Annotated in this window: 11 protein-coding genes; 7 read left to right on the top strand and 4 right to left on the bottom strand. The window is 61.7% G+C overall.

From position 1 onward, the window contains the following. The first annotated feature begins 13 nt into the window (after positions 1 to 13). From MNR02_RS04695 to MNR02_RS04705, 3 genes are all read left to right on the top strand, one after another. Entirely contained in the window at positions 14 to 1,315 is a 1,302-nt protein-coding gene (locus MNR02_RS04695; protein WP_241948264.1) for a DUF6638 family protein, read from the top strand. Continuing rightward, entirely contained in the window at positions 1,308 to 2,456 is a 1,149-nt protein-coding gene (locus tag MNR02_RS04700; RefSeq protein ID WP_241948265.1) for a DUF2333 family protein, read from the top strand. Before MNR02_RS04695 ends, MNR02_RS04700 begins: the two co-directional genes overlap by 8 nt. A 220-nt stretch (positions 2,457 to 2,676) precedes the next feature. After that, positions 2,677 to 4,356 (top strand): formate--tetrahydrofolate ligase, encoded by a 1,680-nt coding sequence (locus MNR02_RS04705; protein ID WP_241948266.1) that lies wholly within the window; start codon positions 2,677 to 2,679, stop codon positions 4,354 to 4,356. Between the two features lie 38 nt (positions 4,357 to 4,394). Here the strand turns inward: MNR02_RS04705 and MNR02_RS04710 are convergent, their stop codons facing one another. The 3 genes from MNR02_RS04710 to MNR02_RS04720 form a co-directional block, all read right to left on the bottom strand. Beyond that, the gene (locus MNR02_RS04710) at positions 4,395 to 4,901 is read right to left on the bottom strand and encodes a DUF1993 family protein (protein WP_241948267.1); all 507 of its coding nucleotides are present in this window, start codon (positions 4,899 to 4,901) and stop codon (positions 4,395 to 4,397) included. A gap of 89 nt (positions 4,902 to 4,990) precedes the next feature. Further along, a complete protein-coding gene (locus tag MNR02_RS04715; protein ID WP_241948268.1) occupies positions 4,991 to 5,797 on the bottom strand; it encodes an extensin family protein in 807 nt (268 codons plus the stop codon). Positions 5,798 to 5,954: 157 nt separating this feature from the next. Next, positions 5,955 to 8,273 carry a TonB-dependent hemoglobin/transferrin/lactoferrin family receptor gene (locus tag MNR02_RS04720; RefSeq protein WP_241948269.1) on the bottom strand — a complete coding sequence of 773 codons (2,319 nt, stop codon included), beginning with the start codon at positions 8,271 to 8,273 and terminating at the stop codon, positions 5,955 to 5,957. A 352-nt stretch (positions 8,274 to 8,625) separates the two neighbouring features. Between MNR02_RS04720 and MNR02_RS04725 the strand changes: the two genes are divergently transcribed. From MNR02_RS04725 to MNR02_RS04735, 3 genes are all read left to right on the top strand, one after another. Then, entirely contained in the window at positions 8,626 to 10,821 is a 2,196-nt protein-coding gene (locus tag MNR02_RS04725; protein ID WP_241948270.1) for an anthranilate synthase, read from the top strand. Positions 10,822 to 10,878: 57 nt separating this feature from the next. Further along, on the top strand, positions 10,879 to 11,688 hold the full coding sequence (gene lepB / locus MNR02_RS04730) for a signal peptidase I (protein WP_241948271.1): 810 nt from the start codon (positions 10,879 to 10,881) through the stop codon (positions 11,686 to 11,688). A gap of 153 nt (positions 11,689 to 11,841) precedes the next feature. After that, entirely contained in the window at positions 11,842 to 12,759 is a 918-nt protein-coding gene (locus MNR02_RS04735) for a cation diffusion facilitator family transporter (RefSeq protein ID WP_241948272.1), read from the top strand. Positions 12,760 to 12,839: 80 nt separating this feature from the next. Here MNR02_RS04735 and MNR02_RS04740 read toward each other — a convergent pair whose 3' ends face one another. Beyond that, positions 12,840 to 13,418: a HupE/UreJ family protein gene (locus MNR02_RS04740; protein ID WP_241948273.1), complete on the bottom strand. Its 579-nt coding sequence runs from the start codon at positions 13,416 to 13,418 to the stop codon at positions 12,840 to 12,842. Positions 13,419 to 13,682: 264 nt separating this feature from the next. On the opposite strand from MNR02_RS04740, the gene MNR02_RS04745 reads away from it, so the two are divergent. Beyond that, a complete protein-coding gene (locus MNR02_RS04745; RefSeq protein ID WP_117366840.1) occupies positions 13,683 to 14,261 on the top strand; it encodes an ATP-dependent Clp protease proteolytic subunit in 579 nt (192 codons plus the stop codon). Positions 14,262 to 14,556 lie beyond the last annotated feature (295 nt).

A 14,556-nucleotide genomic window follows, 5' to 3' on the forward strand; every position in this document is an offset into this window, starting at 1 on the left:
CCGGTGTCTCGGCATGAAACTCCTCCTCGAAGCCGAACTGATCTATGGGCGTTTGCTGCCGATCGATGAGCCGCATCTTGTCGAGCGCTACAACAAGGCGCTCGACGGGTTCGGCATGCGGCGCACGGCGCTTTCCCGTTTCCGCATCGACATGACGGGCTTTTCGCCGGAAATTGCCGACGAGCTTGGCGACCGTGATTATCTCGATCCGAACCGGGTCAACCGCCGTTTCATCATCATGACGCCGGACCAGGTGAACCTGCCGGTGGTGCATACGAGCTTTTCCAATACCGCCGCGCTGATGCACGAATTCTTCTCGGCGAATGCGCGGGCGATCAATGCGATCACCATTCGCGATGCTCTCTATGGCGAGATCGAGGACTCGGTTTCGGTCGTCAACGATATCGACGACCTGCTGTCGATCAACGAGGTGCGCTTCAAGGTGCTATCGGCCGAAGACATGCTCGGCAAGGCGGCGGAGCTGCGCGGGCTGGTCGATCGGTTGAAGACAGTGCCGAACGCCTGGTCGGACGATGCGATGCTCAACCGCATGGTGGACCTCGCCAAACAGACCGGCGACATCAGGCAGAACGCGCTGGTGCCCGACCAGCTGGTGTTCCGTCATGATGCTTACTGGGCGAACCATTTCGGCGGCGTCTATGTCTTTCTCGACGACAAGACGACGACTGTCGTCTGCGATCCGACCGTGCCGGGCTTCCGCCGTTCGCGCCCGTGGCAGGTCAGCTACATCGCGCTCGACGACCATAAGCGCATCTTCGATTTCCTTGCCTCCACGGGGCGACTGGAACTGCCGCGCGCCTCGTGGGTGGAGCCGTCGGGGCTCTTCCAGCACCGGGCAGACATGACGATCGTGAACCTCGTCAACCAGGCCGATCCGACAACCGATCTGGAAAAGATGGACCGGATCTGGCTGCAGACCTGGATGCACCGCAATGCGGATCGCGTGGCGCGCGACGGGACCTATCCCTTCCTGCAAGAGGCGATCCGCACGGTGGCGGCGACGGGCGAGATCAAGATTGCCGACATCGCGCCGGAGCGGCGGTTCATGCTGGTGCGCGCGGCCCCGGCGCATCCCGATCAGTGGCTGGTCAACCGTCTGATTTCGCAGATGGTTCCCTACGACTTCGTATCCCGCTTCGTGTTCGACAAGCAGGGTTTCTACACGGCCTACGATCAATACAGCGAAAAGTTCCGCGCCTATGTTGTTGCGACGTTGACGCGGACCTATCTGCAAGACAAGGCTGCCTTCCGCAGGAAACTTTACGGCATCAGAGAGGATGACCCTTATGCTTGATCCGGTCGTCGCGTTCTTCCAGCGCATCTTTTCGGCCATCGGCCGGGGCATCGGCACCGCGGTCGCCTGGCTGCTCTGGCCCTTCGTCACGGCGACGAACTGGTGCCGCGAGCGCAGCTGGATCATCAAGGGACCGATCGGCATCGGCGTGCTTTTGCTCGTCGGCTTCTATGCCTATTTCATCTGGCAGACGCAGGTCTGGAGCGGATTCAATCCTGACTACATCAACAACTACAACCTCGCGCAGCGCAAACAGGATGCGGGAGCGTCTTCAACCACGACGACCACCACGCCGGCCGCCGGTGAAATCGCAGAGCCGGCGCCGAAGACCTGCGTGCGCTCGGCCATCGTTGACGTGACGGCCGATCTCATCGACTACAACGTCAACCAGAACGCCTGGATTTCGTCCATGCTGCTCTACAAGCTCGGCCTGTTCGGGCTCGACTGGGACAGGACGCCGTGGTTTGACAACAAGGCGGCGTTCCAGCGCGGCGTCAACCAGACCGTCCGCCGCACGGCCGTCGAGCTCGTGGATGCGCTCGGCCGCGTTCGCGGCACGTCCGGTATCAACGCCGATCTCCAGCGCGCTCGCGGCAATATGCAGTTCGACGAGGAAACCTGGTATTTTGGCTCCGATTCACTGCTGCCCAAGACCCCGACGCCGAACTACTACCGCACCGCGATGGCGGACCTGCGCAAGTTCAACGCGTCGCTCGAGGCGTGCGACGCGATCTTCGATGGCCGCTCCGACAACCTGATCGAGTTCCTCGACCGCATTTCGAATGACATAGGCTCCACCTCGGCCATCATTCGCGAGCGCTCCGAATTCCACAATGGCGGCTGGTTCGACACGCGAGCGGATGATCGATTCTGGTTCGCCTATGGCCAGCTCTACGGCTATTACGGTATTCTTTCCGCCGCCGGCGCGGATTTCGACGCAGTGATCAAGGCGCGCGGCATCGAGCCGCTTTGGACGGAAAGCATCAAGCAGCTGCGCTCGGCCCTCAACATCCAGCCGGCGATCATCTCCAACGGTCGCGAGGACGGCTGGATCATGCCGACGCACCTGGCCACCATCGGCTTCTATATCCTGCGCGTACGCTCCAACCTCGTGGAAATGCGCGACGTTCTGGCACGCTGATCACCCGATCCATTCTGGACGGCACGCATCGTCAGATGCGTGCCGTTTTTAGTTCGGGCGCAATTTAGGGGCTGCATGTCGTTTCTGGCGTACCGGGCGGCAAATTCCGGCGTGGCATCGCACACAGCTTCACGATGAAATGACGCGCCAAGACAAGAAAGTGCCGCTACGGGAGAGGAGCCCGTGGTAGCCAAAAACGCTGAAGAGGGAGCGACACCGTATGGCCGATGTGAAGTCCGATATTGAAATTGCCCGCGCCGCGAAAAAGAAACCCATCGTCGAAATCGGGGCGAAGCTCGGCATCCCGTCCGAACACCTGATCCCCTACGGTCACGACAAGGCGAAGATCGACGCCGCGTTCATCGCTGCGCAGCAAGACCGCAAGAACGGCAGACTGATCCTCGTCACCGCCATCAACCCCACGCCGGCCGGCGAGGGCAAGACGACGACCACGGTCGGCCTCGGCGATGGCCTCAACCGCATCGGCAGACAGGCGATAACCTGCATCCGCGAGGCATCGCTCGGTCCGTGTTTCGGCGTGAAAGGCGGGGCGGCTGGCGGCGGTTATGCGCAGGTCGTGCCGATGGAGGACATGAACCTCCATTTCACCGGCGATTTCCACGCCATCACTTCGGCGCACAATCTTTTGTCCGCGCTCATCGACAACCACATCTATTGGGGCAACGAGCAGAACATCGATGTGCGCCGCATCGCCTGGCGCCGTGTGATGGACATGAACGATCGCGCGCTACGCCACATCGTTGGGTCGCTCGGCGGCGTCGCCAACGGCTATCCGCGAGAGACGGGTTTCGACATCACCGTCGCTTCGGAGGTCATGGCGATCCTGTGTCTTTCGGTCGATCTCAAGGATCTCGAAAAGCGCCTTGGCAATATCATCATCGGTTACCGGCGCGACAAGTCACCGGTTTTCGCACGCGATATCAAGGCGGACGGCGCGATGACGGTGCTCTTGAAGGACGCCATGCAGCCGAACCTCGTACAGACGCTGGAAAACAATCCCGCCTTCGTGCACGGCGGTCCCTTTGCCAATATCGCGCATGGCTGCAACTCCGTCATTGCCACGACGACGGCGCTGAAGCTTGCCGACTATGTCGTGACGGAAGCCGGCTTCGGCGCCGATCTCGGCGCGGAGAAATTCTTCGATATCAAGTGCCGCAAGGCCGGGCTGAAGCCTGATGTGGCCGTCATCGTTGCCACGGTGCGGGCCATGAAGATGAATGGTGGGGTGAAGAAGGACGATCTCGGTCACGAGAACATCGAGGCGGTGAACAAGGGCTGCGCCAATCTCGGCCGGCACGTGCAGAACGTCAAGAAATTCGGCGTTCCGGTCGTGGTGGCGATCAACCACTTCACGTCCGACACGGCCGCGGAAATCCAGGCGGTGAAGGACTATGTGGCGACACTGGGCGCGGAAGCCGTGCTGTGCAAGCATTGGGCGGAAGGCTCGGCGGGCATCGAGGAACTGGCGCACAAGGTGGTGGAACTGGCCGAGTCCGGCCACGCGCAGTTTTCTCCGCTCTACCCCGACGACATGCCGCTCTTCGAGAAGATCGACACCATCGCCCGGGAGATCTATCACGCCTCGGAGATCACCGCGGACAAGAGCGTGCGCGACCAGTTGCATGCCTGGGAGGCTCAGGGCTACGGGCACCTGCCGGTCTGCATGGCCAAGACGCAATATTCGTTCTCGACCGATCCGAACCTGCGTGGCGCGCCCTCCGGGCATGTCGTGCCGGTGCGCGAGGTACGGCTTTCTGCCGGCGCCGGTTTCGTCGTGGTCATCACAGGCGAGATCATGACCATGCCCGGCCTGCCGAGGTCGCCGTCGTCGGAACGGATCCGACTGAACGACCAGGGGCATATCGAAGGCCTGTTCTGAGATTTGGGGGCGCCGCAGGGCGCCCCCAACGTTTCCGGCTATGCGCGGCCGAGATAATCCAGCTTGCCGACCGGCACGCCATTGTGCCGCAGGATCGCGTAGGCGGTCGTGAGGTGGAAGTAGAAGTTCGGCAGCGCGAAGGTGAGGAGATATTCCTTGCCGGTCGAAGTGTGTTCGCCGCCGCGCGATTTTACCGTGACCATGCGCTCCGTCGCGCCGTCGAAAGCGTCCTGCGGCACGGAAGCGAGATAATCGGTGGTCCTGGCAATGCGGGCGCGCAGGTCGGCGAGCGTCTTTTCGTCATCCGCGAAGCTCGGCGCTTCCGTGCCGGTGAGGCGCGCGGCAGCGAACTTCGCCGTGTCGCTCATCCGCTGGACCTGGCCGGCCAGCGACAGCATGTCGGGTGCCAGCCGCGCCTCGACCAGCACTTCCGGCTTGATCTTGCGCTCTTCTGCAAACGCCTCCGCTTTGTCGAGCAATTTAGAAAGCACGGCAAAGCCGCGCTGGAAGGTGGGCACGGAGATTTCGTAGGGCGTGATCGTCATATGGGGACCTTTGAGGATAGAGCGGGTCCGGGACAGATAGGTGGCCCGAAGGGTCTTTTCAGGAGGCCCGTGCAATTAATCTGCGCGCCTTACCAGCAATAGCGATAGCCGCCGCGCCGTTCCTTCACATCGAGATGCAGGTGGTTCTCGTGCGCGGCGTCGCTGCCGGGATCGAGCACCGTCGTGAAATAGAGGCAGGCGGCCTCCGTGATGGCGCGCTGGAACGCACCTTCGAGGGACGGGTCCTTGTCGGCCGGGCGGATGGTGATGGTCTCGCCGCTTTTCAGCGTGAAGCCGGCGATGTCGATGGCATTGCCGAAAGCGTGTTCGGAAATCCGCCCGGTCTCGGCATTGTTGCGGTTTCGGCAAACGTAGGCGGATGCCTGCGCGAGCTGGTTTATGGTCTCGCCCGGCATGGCCGTCGAAAGGGCCGGCGCCACCGAACCTTCCATCCAGCGCGCAAGCTGGAGGGCTGTTTCGCAACGCACCGTGGCAGGGGGCTCGACCTTCACACCATCCTTGAGCGCACTTAGCAGGAGAGGCTTGTCTATACCGCAGGCCATGCCGTCCTCGATGGCCGGAGCGTCCGTGAAGACGGCGCCGATCTTCTGCAAGGCAACCCGGCACGCCGCCTCATCTGCCGCGCTCTCCTTAGGCCGCTCCGCGGCTTTCTCTTCCTCGGCATCCTTTTCCTTGTCGGCAGCCTTCTCCTTGTCGTCTGACTTACCGTTGTCCTTTTGTGTCGTCTTGCCCTGGTCGGAGGCCTTGTCCTTGTCGGGCTCGGCGGCGCCATCCGGCGTGGCCTTTTCCGTTCCTAGCGTGACTTTTTCCTCCGGTCGCGCAATTGGCCGCGGCCCGTTCTCCGGCAGCTCGGCGGCGCCTGTGAGGGTAAGCATGGCAGCAATAAGCGCTATGCGAGAAATGGTAGCGATCGGACCTGTCTCCCACTGAAGAGCAGGATTGAAACGCCGTGGAACCGATTTGGTTGCCGCGACTCGGCCTGTAAATGCAAAAGCCCGCCGTCAGGCGGGCTTTCTCAGGTTTTGCGAGCGATCAAAACTTCTTCGTAATCGAGACCTTGAAGGTCCGGCCCGGTTCGCTGAAGTAGTCGCGGGCGGCAAGCGACGTGTCTGCCGGCACGTCGATCGCATTCCAGTAGCGCTTGTTGAAGACGTTGAAGACGCCGGCCTGGACGCGCAGGCCGCTCAGATCGGTGTCGCCGATCTTTTCCGGCTGCCACCAGACGGTCGCATCAACGATGCCATAACCCGGCGCTTCGAATCCCTTGCCCGTTACTTGGCCGTTGCTGGTTTCGCCACGGCTGACTTTGTTGCGGGCCGATGCCATAGTCAGGGAGAGATCACTGCCCCAAGTCTCCGTTGCGTAGCCGAGACCGACAATGGCGCGCAGCGGGGCGACGGAGTTGAGGTAGTCGTCCTTCTGCGTGTCCTTGCCATGCGACCAGGCCACCGAACCCCATGTGCGCCAGTTTTCATGGAAGCGCCATTCGCCGCCGAGTTCGACACCGTAGATCCGCACCTTGTTGCGATTTTCGTAGCCCGTAATGCCACCGACCGGATAATCGCCACCTGGGGGGGCGATGACAACCGTGTCGATGAAGTTGCGGTAGTAGTTGTTGAAGACCGTGGCAGACAGCGTGTAGTCGTCGCTCTCGTACCGCGCACCGGCTTCAAAGCCGTTGCTGGTTTCCGTATCCAGGTTCGGGTTGCCCAAGCGGGCATACGAGCCGGGCGCGCCGTAGTTCTGATAGAGTTCGGTCACGCTCGGCGCGCGGAAGCCGCGGGCGTACTGGGTGAAGAGTTCCAGTTCCTCGGTTGCCTGCCATGCCAGACGCAACTTGGGCGAGATGCCGAAGTCATCGGCTTTCTTCATGTAAGCCGGGTCATAGTTCGGGCTGCTTTCGAAGGTCGCCGTCCGCTGAGGCGAATGTCTGTACCAGTCCAGGCGCACGCCTGGCGTCACTGTCAGGCGGTTATCGAAGAACTTAATGTCGTCTTCGAGAAACAGGCCTGCCACGGTGCTGTCCACATCGGGCATGTCGGATGCGTTGGTGTGCAGCATGCGGCACGACTGCGGGCCCATGGGAATACCCATGAAGACGAGTTGGGGAATCGTAGACCAATCGACGTCCGGGCAATTATCGACGCCGGCAGAATATTGTTGTGTCTTCTGCCAGTAGATTTCACCGCCGAACCGGAAAGTGTTGCTTATGCCTCCGATCAGCACATCCTTTTCAGCATTTCCATTGATGCCGTAGGAGGACTGATCAATCATATTGTCGCGCTTGTAGATCCCGTAAGGAGGGCCATAAAGCAATGCAGCTGCGCCAGGAATAAAAGCACGGCCGTCTATGTTACGAATTGCGTCCGTCGTGTTATTGAGCTGCTCTTTCTGCCAGTAGATGTTGATATTGGCTTTGTCGACAATATCAGAGTCATCCGTGGATTCGAAATCGTAGGATGCGGAAATGCGCTTGCGGTCGACTTCCTCTCCGCTTTTGAACGTGCCCTCCTGGTAGCTGCCTGTTGTGCCTCGCAGGTTGTCGATGTCCTGGTCGCGATTGTAAAGATCCGCTGTCAGGCCGAGACGGTGACCGCCTTCGAGATATTGATGGAATTTGACAAGGAGGTTTCTCTGTACAAAATCGGACGGATTGGCTTCCGTGCGGGTGTTGCCGTAACCACCGATTTCACCGCGGTTCTTCGTTTCGTGGCCTTTCTTGTAGCCACCCTGCACGAGAACCCACGTATCGTCGTAACGTGCAGCAACCGCGCCGTTACCACCCGTGCTGCGGTCGCTGCTGTCATATCCGCTCTTCACGAGGCCGCCGAAAGTCTTGCCGTCTTGGACCAAGTCTTCTGGATTGAGGGTACGGAGTTCGACGACGCCACCAAGCGCACCAGAACCGTACTTGCTCGAATCCGCTCCCTTCGTGATGTCGAGCGAAGACAGGCTGTCGAAATCGAAGGCGTTGACGCCGCCCCTAGCGCTGTCGCGCGGGTCGGTCAGCCATGGCAACCGGATGCCGTCGATCGTTGTTAGAACACGGTTATCCTGAAGGCCGCGCAGGTTGACGCTCTTGCTGGTGCTGTTGAAGTTCACACCGGCGTCGACACGGCGGGAGAAGTCATTGAAGTCGGTGACCATTCGTTCGTCGAGCGTGGAACGCTCAGTCGTCTTCGTCAGGGGGGACGGTGCGACGCGCGCCTGCTTCTTTCCTTGCACCGTGATGGTTTCGAGCTGCGTCGCGGTGGTCGTCGCCTGTTGAGCGAGGGCGACCGTGGGCATGCAGAAGATGAGGGCGGCCGATCCACTCAACAGACGTATACGCGGCGATTTGGACCAGCGCATGGAAGCTCCTTGGCGTTTTGCAATTGGGCGGAAATGTGGCTACTAAATGTTTCCTCAATGAGTCAAGTTTGAATATGATTTTTTAATTCATGTTTTTGTTGGCGTTGTGCTTTTGCGACAGGTGAGGAAATGGTTCGGCTGCGAACAAGGTGGTATTGCGTAGTCGCGCATCTCGCGCTAACAATCCCGCCATGACCAACATGATCATCATCGCTGGCTGGTGGTGGGCTCGCTGAGGCGGCCTTGACCAGTCATGCGTGATTGAGACGACAAGCCGCCCGGAGAATTCGAGGCGGCTTTTTTGTGTTTTAGGCCGCCTTCTCAAAGACCGGGCCTGAAAACGGAGTGGGGAATGGCGACGAAAGTTCTGGATGACGGCGGCGAGGCCTATGAGACCAAGGGCGGGGTGACCGTCACGCGCCGGCGTCGCGCGGCAGATTACGCCAATGCGATCTCGACCTATATCGACAAGCTCGACGAACGGCGCGGCGCCGTGTTTTCGTCGAACTACGAGTATCCGGGTCGTTATACCCGCTGGGATACGGCCGTCGTCGATCCGCCGATCGGCATTTCCTCCTTCGGCCGCGCCGTCTGGATCGAGGCCTACAATGCGCGCGGCGAGGTGCTGCTCGCCTTCATCGCCGACCGTCTCGCCGCCGTGCCGGAACTGGCACTTGGCGCGCGTTCGGCGACGCGTCTCGATCTCGACGTGAAGATGCCCGACCGGGTGTTCACCGAGGAGGAACGCTCGAAGATGCCGACGGTCTTCACGGTGCTGCGCGCCGTGACCGATCTCTTCCATTCGGACCAGGACGCCAATCTCGGCCTCTATGGCGCCTTCGGTTACGATCTCGCCTTCCAGTTCGATGCCATCGACCTGAAGCTCACGCGGCCGGACGACCAGCGCGACATGGTGCTGTTCCTGCCGGACGAAATCCTCGTCGTCGACCACTACGCCGCCAAGGCCTGGATCGACCGCTACGACTTTGCCAAGGATGGGCAGTCGACCGAAGGCAAGGCCGAGACGATCGCCGCCGAGCCGTTTGAGACCGTCGATGTCATCCCGCCGCATGGCGACCATCGACCGGGCGAATATGCCGAACTGGTCGTCAAGGCGAAAGAAAGCTTCAAGCGCGGTGACCTTTTCGAAGTGGTTCCAGGCCAGAAGTTCTTCGAGCGCTGCGAAAGCAAGCCTTCGGAAATTTCGCGGCGCCTGAAGGCGATCAATCCGTCGCCCTATTCGTTCTTCATCAATCTCGGCAACCAGGAATACCTCGTCGGCGCCTCGCCGGAAATGTTCGTGCGTGTGTCTGGCCGGCGCATCGAGACCTGCCCGATCTCGGGCACGATCAAGCGCGGCGACGATCCGATTGCCGATTCGGAGCAGATCCTGAAGCTGCTCAACTCCAAGAAGGACGAGTCCGAGCTCACCATGTGCTCGGATGTCGATCGCAACGACAAGAGCCGCGTCTGCGAGCCGGGCTCGGTGAAGGTCATCGGCCGCCGGCAGATAGAGATGTATTCGCGCCTCATCCACACGGTCGACCATATCGAGGGGCGGCTTCGCGACGACATGGATGCCTTCGACGGCTTCCTCTCGCATGCCTGGGCCGTGACGGTGACTGGTGCGCCGAAGCTCTGGGCGATGCGCTTTATCGAGGCGCATGAGAAGAGCCCGCGCGCATGGTATGGTGGGGCGATCGGCATGGTCGGCTTCAACGGCGACATGAACACGGGGCTGACGCTGCGCACCATCCGCATCAAGGATGGCATTGCGGAAGTGCGCGCCGGCGCCACGCTGCTCTACGATTCCAACCCGGACGAAGAAGAAGCCGAAACCGAACTGAAGGCCTCCGCCATGATCGCAGCCATTCGTGACGCAAAGTCGGGCAATGCCGCCAAGGTCCAGCGTGATGTCGCATCGGTCGGGGCAGGGGTGAAGATCCTGCTCGTCGATCACGAGGACAGCTTCGTGCACACGCTCGCCAATTACTTCCGCCAGACTGGCGCGGAGGTAACGACCGTGCGCACGCCGGTGCCGGAGGAGGTGTTCGATCGCATCAATCCCGACCTCGTCGTGCTGTCGCCCGGACCGGGCAATCCGAAAGACTTCGACTGCAAGGCGACGATCAAGAAGGCGCGCGCCCGCAACCTGCCGATCTTCGGCGTCTGCCTCGGCCTGCAGGCACTAGCGGAGGCGTATGGCGGGGAGTTGCGGCAGCTCGCCGTTCCCATGCACGGCAAGCCCTCGCGCATCCGCGTGCTGGAGCCGGGCATCGTGTTTTCAGGGCTGGGCCGCGAAGTCACGGTCGGCCGCTACCACTCGATCTTCGCCGATCCTTCGACCCTGCCGCGCGATTTCATCATCACGGCCGAGAGCGAGGATGGCACGATCATGGGCATCGAGCATGCCAGCGAACCCGTCGCAGCCGTGCAATTCCACCCGGAATCGATCATGACGCTCGGGCAGGATGCCGGCATGCGCATGATCGAGAACGTGGTGGCGCATCTTTCCAAGAAGAAGGACGCCAAAAGCAAGGTGGCCTGACCGACCGTTTGCCGCGCCAGTCCAGGGGACAGGCGCGGCGCAGCCGGAGACGATGGAATGATACAGTCGAAGCGAATGATCGCCGGAATTTTTGCGGCGCTCAGCCTGCCGACGGCAGCGGCCCATGCGGCCGATGAACGGGAGGCGGCGGCCAAAGCGCTCGTCGCGGCCAGCCTGCCGGTCTGGCTGGCGCAGGCCGGCGCCTTCACCGCCGATGTGACTGCGATCCAGACGGCGACCGAACGGTCCGCGCATGGCCTGGCGTCCACGCTTCCCGAGACCTGCGACGTTGCGCGCATGAACCGCGATCTCTGCGGCGTCAAGCTGGTGCGCATTCCGTCCTTGTCCATGGCGCCGGGACTGCTGGAAAAAGACACTGTCGCCGTGTTGCAAAAGGATTTCGGCGCGGTCCGCCGGGGCGATGTCCTCGTACACAATGCGAAATACCAGGGCGCTGCCTCGATGGGCATAACGCGGGTGATCGGCATGCCGGGGGATACGGTCGAAATCCGCGCGGGGGACGTGCTTGTCAACGGCAAGCCCTTTGCCCGCGAGGCGACCGGAGAGACATATGGCGACGACATCTTCTCCGCTGCCGTCGTGCGCGAGACGACGCCTGAGGGCCGAAACTACACGATCGCCATGCCGGACCCGCGTCCGCAGACCCAGGCGGACAATTTCGGGCCCGTCACGGTGCCGACAGGCAAGTATTTCGTCATGGGCGACAACCGGTACAATTCGCTCGACAGCCGTTTCCCCGACATGTTCAACGAAGACGGTTTCGTCGCGCAGTCCGACGTCGTCGGTGTCGCCGCCTCGGTGCTTGCGGCCAACGACCACGCGCGGATCGGGCTAACGCTCAGATGAACGATGCCGCAGGCGGTTTGCGGTTTTGACAAACCGGCTCGTCTGCTCTAAACGCCCAGCATACAGAACCGCCTGCGCGACATACCGCGCGGGCGGTTTTGCGTTGATGGGCCAGGCTTTTTGCAACTCGGTTGCATACGCATGGAGAGCGGCATGGAAAAATCGGATATCAGAACGGTCCAGCGGCTGGCGCTGTGGGGCATTCCCTTCGCCTTCTTCGTGATGGGCCTGAAACTCGTTGCCTGGTGGGTAACTGGTTCCGTCGCACTCCTGTCGGATGCGATGGAATCGAGCGTCAACGTCATCGCCGCCATCGTCGCCTTCGCTGCGATCAGCTATGCGGCGAAACCCGCGGACAAGACGCATCCTTTCGGGCATCACAAGGCGGAATATCTCTCGGCGGTGCTGGAAGGCGTGTTGATCGTCGTCGCTGCACTCCTTATCGTGAAGGAGGCGCTGCCGGCGGTCTTCGCGCCCACGCCGATGGAGGCGCCGGTGCTCGGCCTTGCCATCAACTTCGCAGCCGCGGTACTCAACGCGATCTGGGCGATGGTGCTCATTCGTGCCGGCAAACGCTACCGCTCGCCTGCGCTTGCGGCCGACGGCCAGCATATCCTGTCGGACGTCGTGACATCCGTCGGCGTGCTTGTCGGTCTCGTGCTGGCGATCCTCACCGGATATGCCATGCTCGATCCGCTGCTCGCCGTGCTCGTTGCGCTCAACATTCTCTATCAGGGCTGGAAGGTCATCACGCATTCGGTGGACGGGTTGATGGACCATGCGGTGGAGCCCGCGGAGGCTGAGGCCATCAAGGCGGCGATTGCCGCCAATGCCACGGGTTCGCTCGGCGCGCACGACCTCAAGACACGGCGTGCGGGGGCGGCGACCTTCGTCGATTTCCATCTGGTGGTGCCGGCGGCAATGGCGGTCGGCAACGCGCACGACATCTGCGACCGGCTGGAAGACGCCATACGCGTCGTTCTACCCGGCGCGCAGATCGCCATCCATGTCGAGCCGGAAACGGAGAAGGCGCATGGCGAGCGCGTGCGGATGACGGCGCCGGATGCCTAAATCCTTCCCGGTGAAGCGTCGTTCACCGGACATGCTTTATTGAACGGCGGCATTTTCACGCCGCCGTTTCAGGCTCGGTTTCAGCCGAAGGCGAGGGCGAGGCCGGCCAGTGCGGTCAGGCCGCCGATGATGCGGGCCACGATGCCGCTGCCCGAGAGCCGTGCGATGCCGAGACCAAGGCCGATGCCGGCGGCGTGCAGCAGAGCGGTCGCGATGACGAAACCGACGCCGAAGGGCAGGGCGCCCGCAGCGCCGAGTTCGCCGCCATGAGCGTGGCCATGGAAAAGCGCGAAAACGGCGACGATCGCCATCGACATCGCCGTATCGAGCCGGACCGCCATGGCGACCAGCAGGCCGAGTGCGACGACGGAGGCGAGGATCGTGGGCTCGACGAAGGGCAGGTCTATGCCGGCAACGGCGAGGCCGAAGCCCACAGCCATGGTCGCGACGAAGGCGAGCGGCACGCGCCACAACGCACGTCCGCCGATCTGCGCTGCCCACAGGCCGACGGCGACCATCACGAGGATGTGGTCGAGCCCGAAGAGTGGATGCGAGAAGCCGGCCATGAAGGAGCCGTGTTCGGCCGGGTTGAGATGGGCAAAGGCGGTTGCGGTGGTGGCGGCGAAGGCGATGGTCGCCAGCGCAAGGATCCTGATCATGATGTCCCCTGTCTTCCGGCCCCGGGAGCGGGCCGGGCATCGATTTATCACCATGCCATCCTAGGAGCACGGCAGCGGCCAAGTCCATACGCAATTCATGCAGGGTAGGGCGTGCCTGTTGTGTGCGCGCGCGGCGTTTACCCTGTTTTCCGGTGTCGCGGCGAGGCTCTATCGCGCCTTATCCGTTTTGTTGCATTGTCTTGGCGGGTGAGTCGCATTATCTGACAGCGACACGACTATTGACGAGCAATCCGGAGACTTTGGATGAGCGACGAGGACGACAAGAAGACGGAACTGCCCCTGGGCAAGGAAACGGAGGCGAACCTTTTCAAGTCGCGTTCGATCTTCATCTATGGGCCCATCAATCAGGAACTGGCGCAGAAGGTCTGCTCGCAGCTCGTGGCGCTTGCCGCCGCCAGCGACGAGGACATCCGCATCTACGTCAATTCGCCGGGCGGTCATGTCGAATCGGGCGATTCTATCCATGACATGATCAAGTTCATCAAGCCGAAGGTCTGGATGATCGGTACGGGCTGGGTGGCCTCGGCCGGCGCACTGATCTATGTCGCCGCTCCCAAGGAGCAGCGCCTTTGCCTGCCCAACACCCGCTTCCTGCTGCATCAACCGTCGGGCGGCACCCGCGGCATGGCGTCGGATATCGAGATCCAAGCCCGCGAAATCATCAAGATGAACGAGCGCCTGAACAAGATCTTCGCCGACGCCACCGGCCAGCCGATCGAGAAGATCGCCAAGGACACTGACCGCGACTACTGGCTCTCCGCAGAGGAAGCCAAGGGTTACGGCCTCGTCTCGCGCATCGTGACGTCCCAGGCGGATATCTGAGGCTTTTCGGCCAGATGAATTGAGGAAGCCCTCCCGTTTCGGAGGGCTTTTTCTTTTAGATGGTTGCGCAATCGGCGTCCCGCCGGTATAGACGGCCTCATGTTGAAGACCGGCGCACAGATCATCGAACGAGTTTCCCGCGGCAGCGCAGCTGTTCGTGAGCGTTCGCGCGGCTTCTCCTCGCTTCTTCTTCTCGGCCTTACGCGCGGTTGCCGGGTTCGTTGAGGAGCGCCCGGCGGCCGAAAAGCCCGCCCAGGCGATAGCTCCTCGTTTCACCCCTATGCATTAATTCCGG

The organism is Shinella sp. H4-D48, from assembly GCF_022637395.1.
GTDB lineage: Bacteria > Pseudomonadota > Alphaproteobacteria > Rhizobiales > Rhizobiaceae > Shinella > Shinella sedimenti.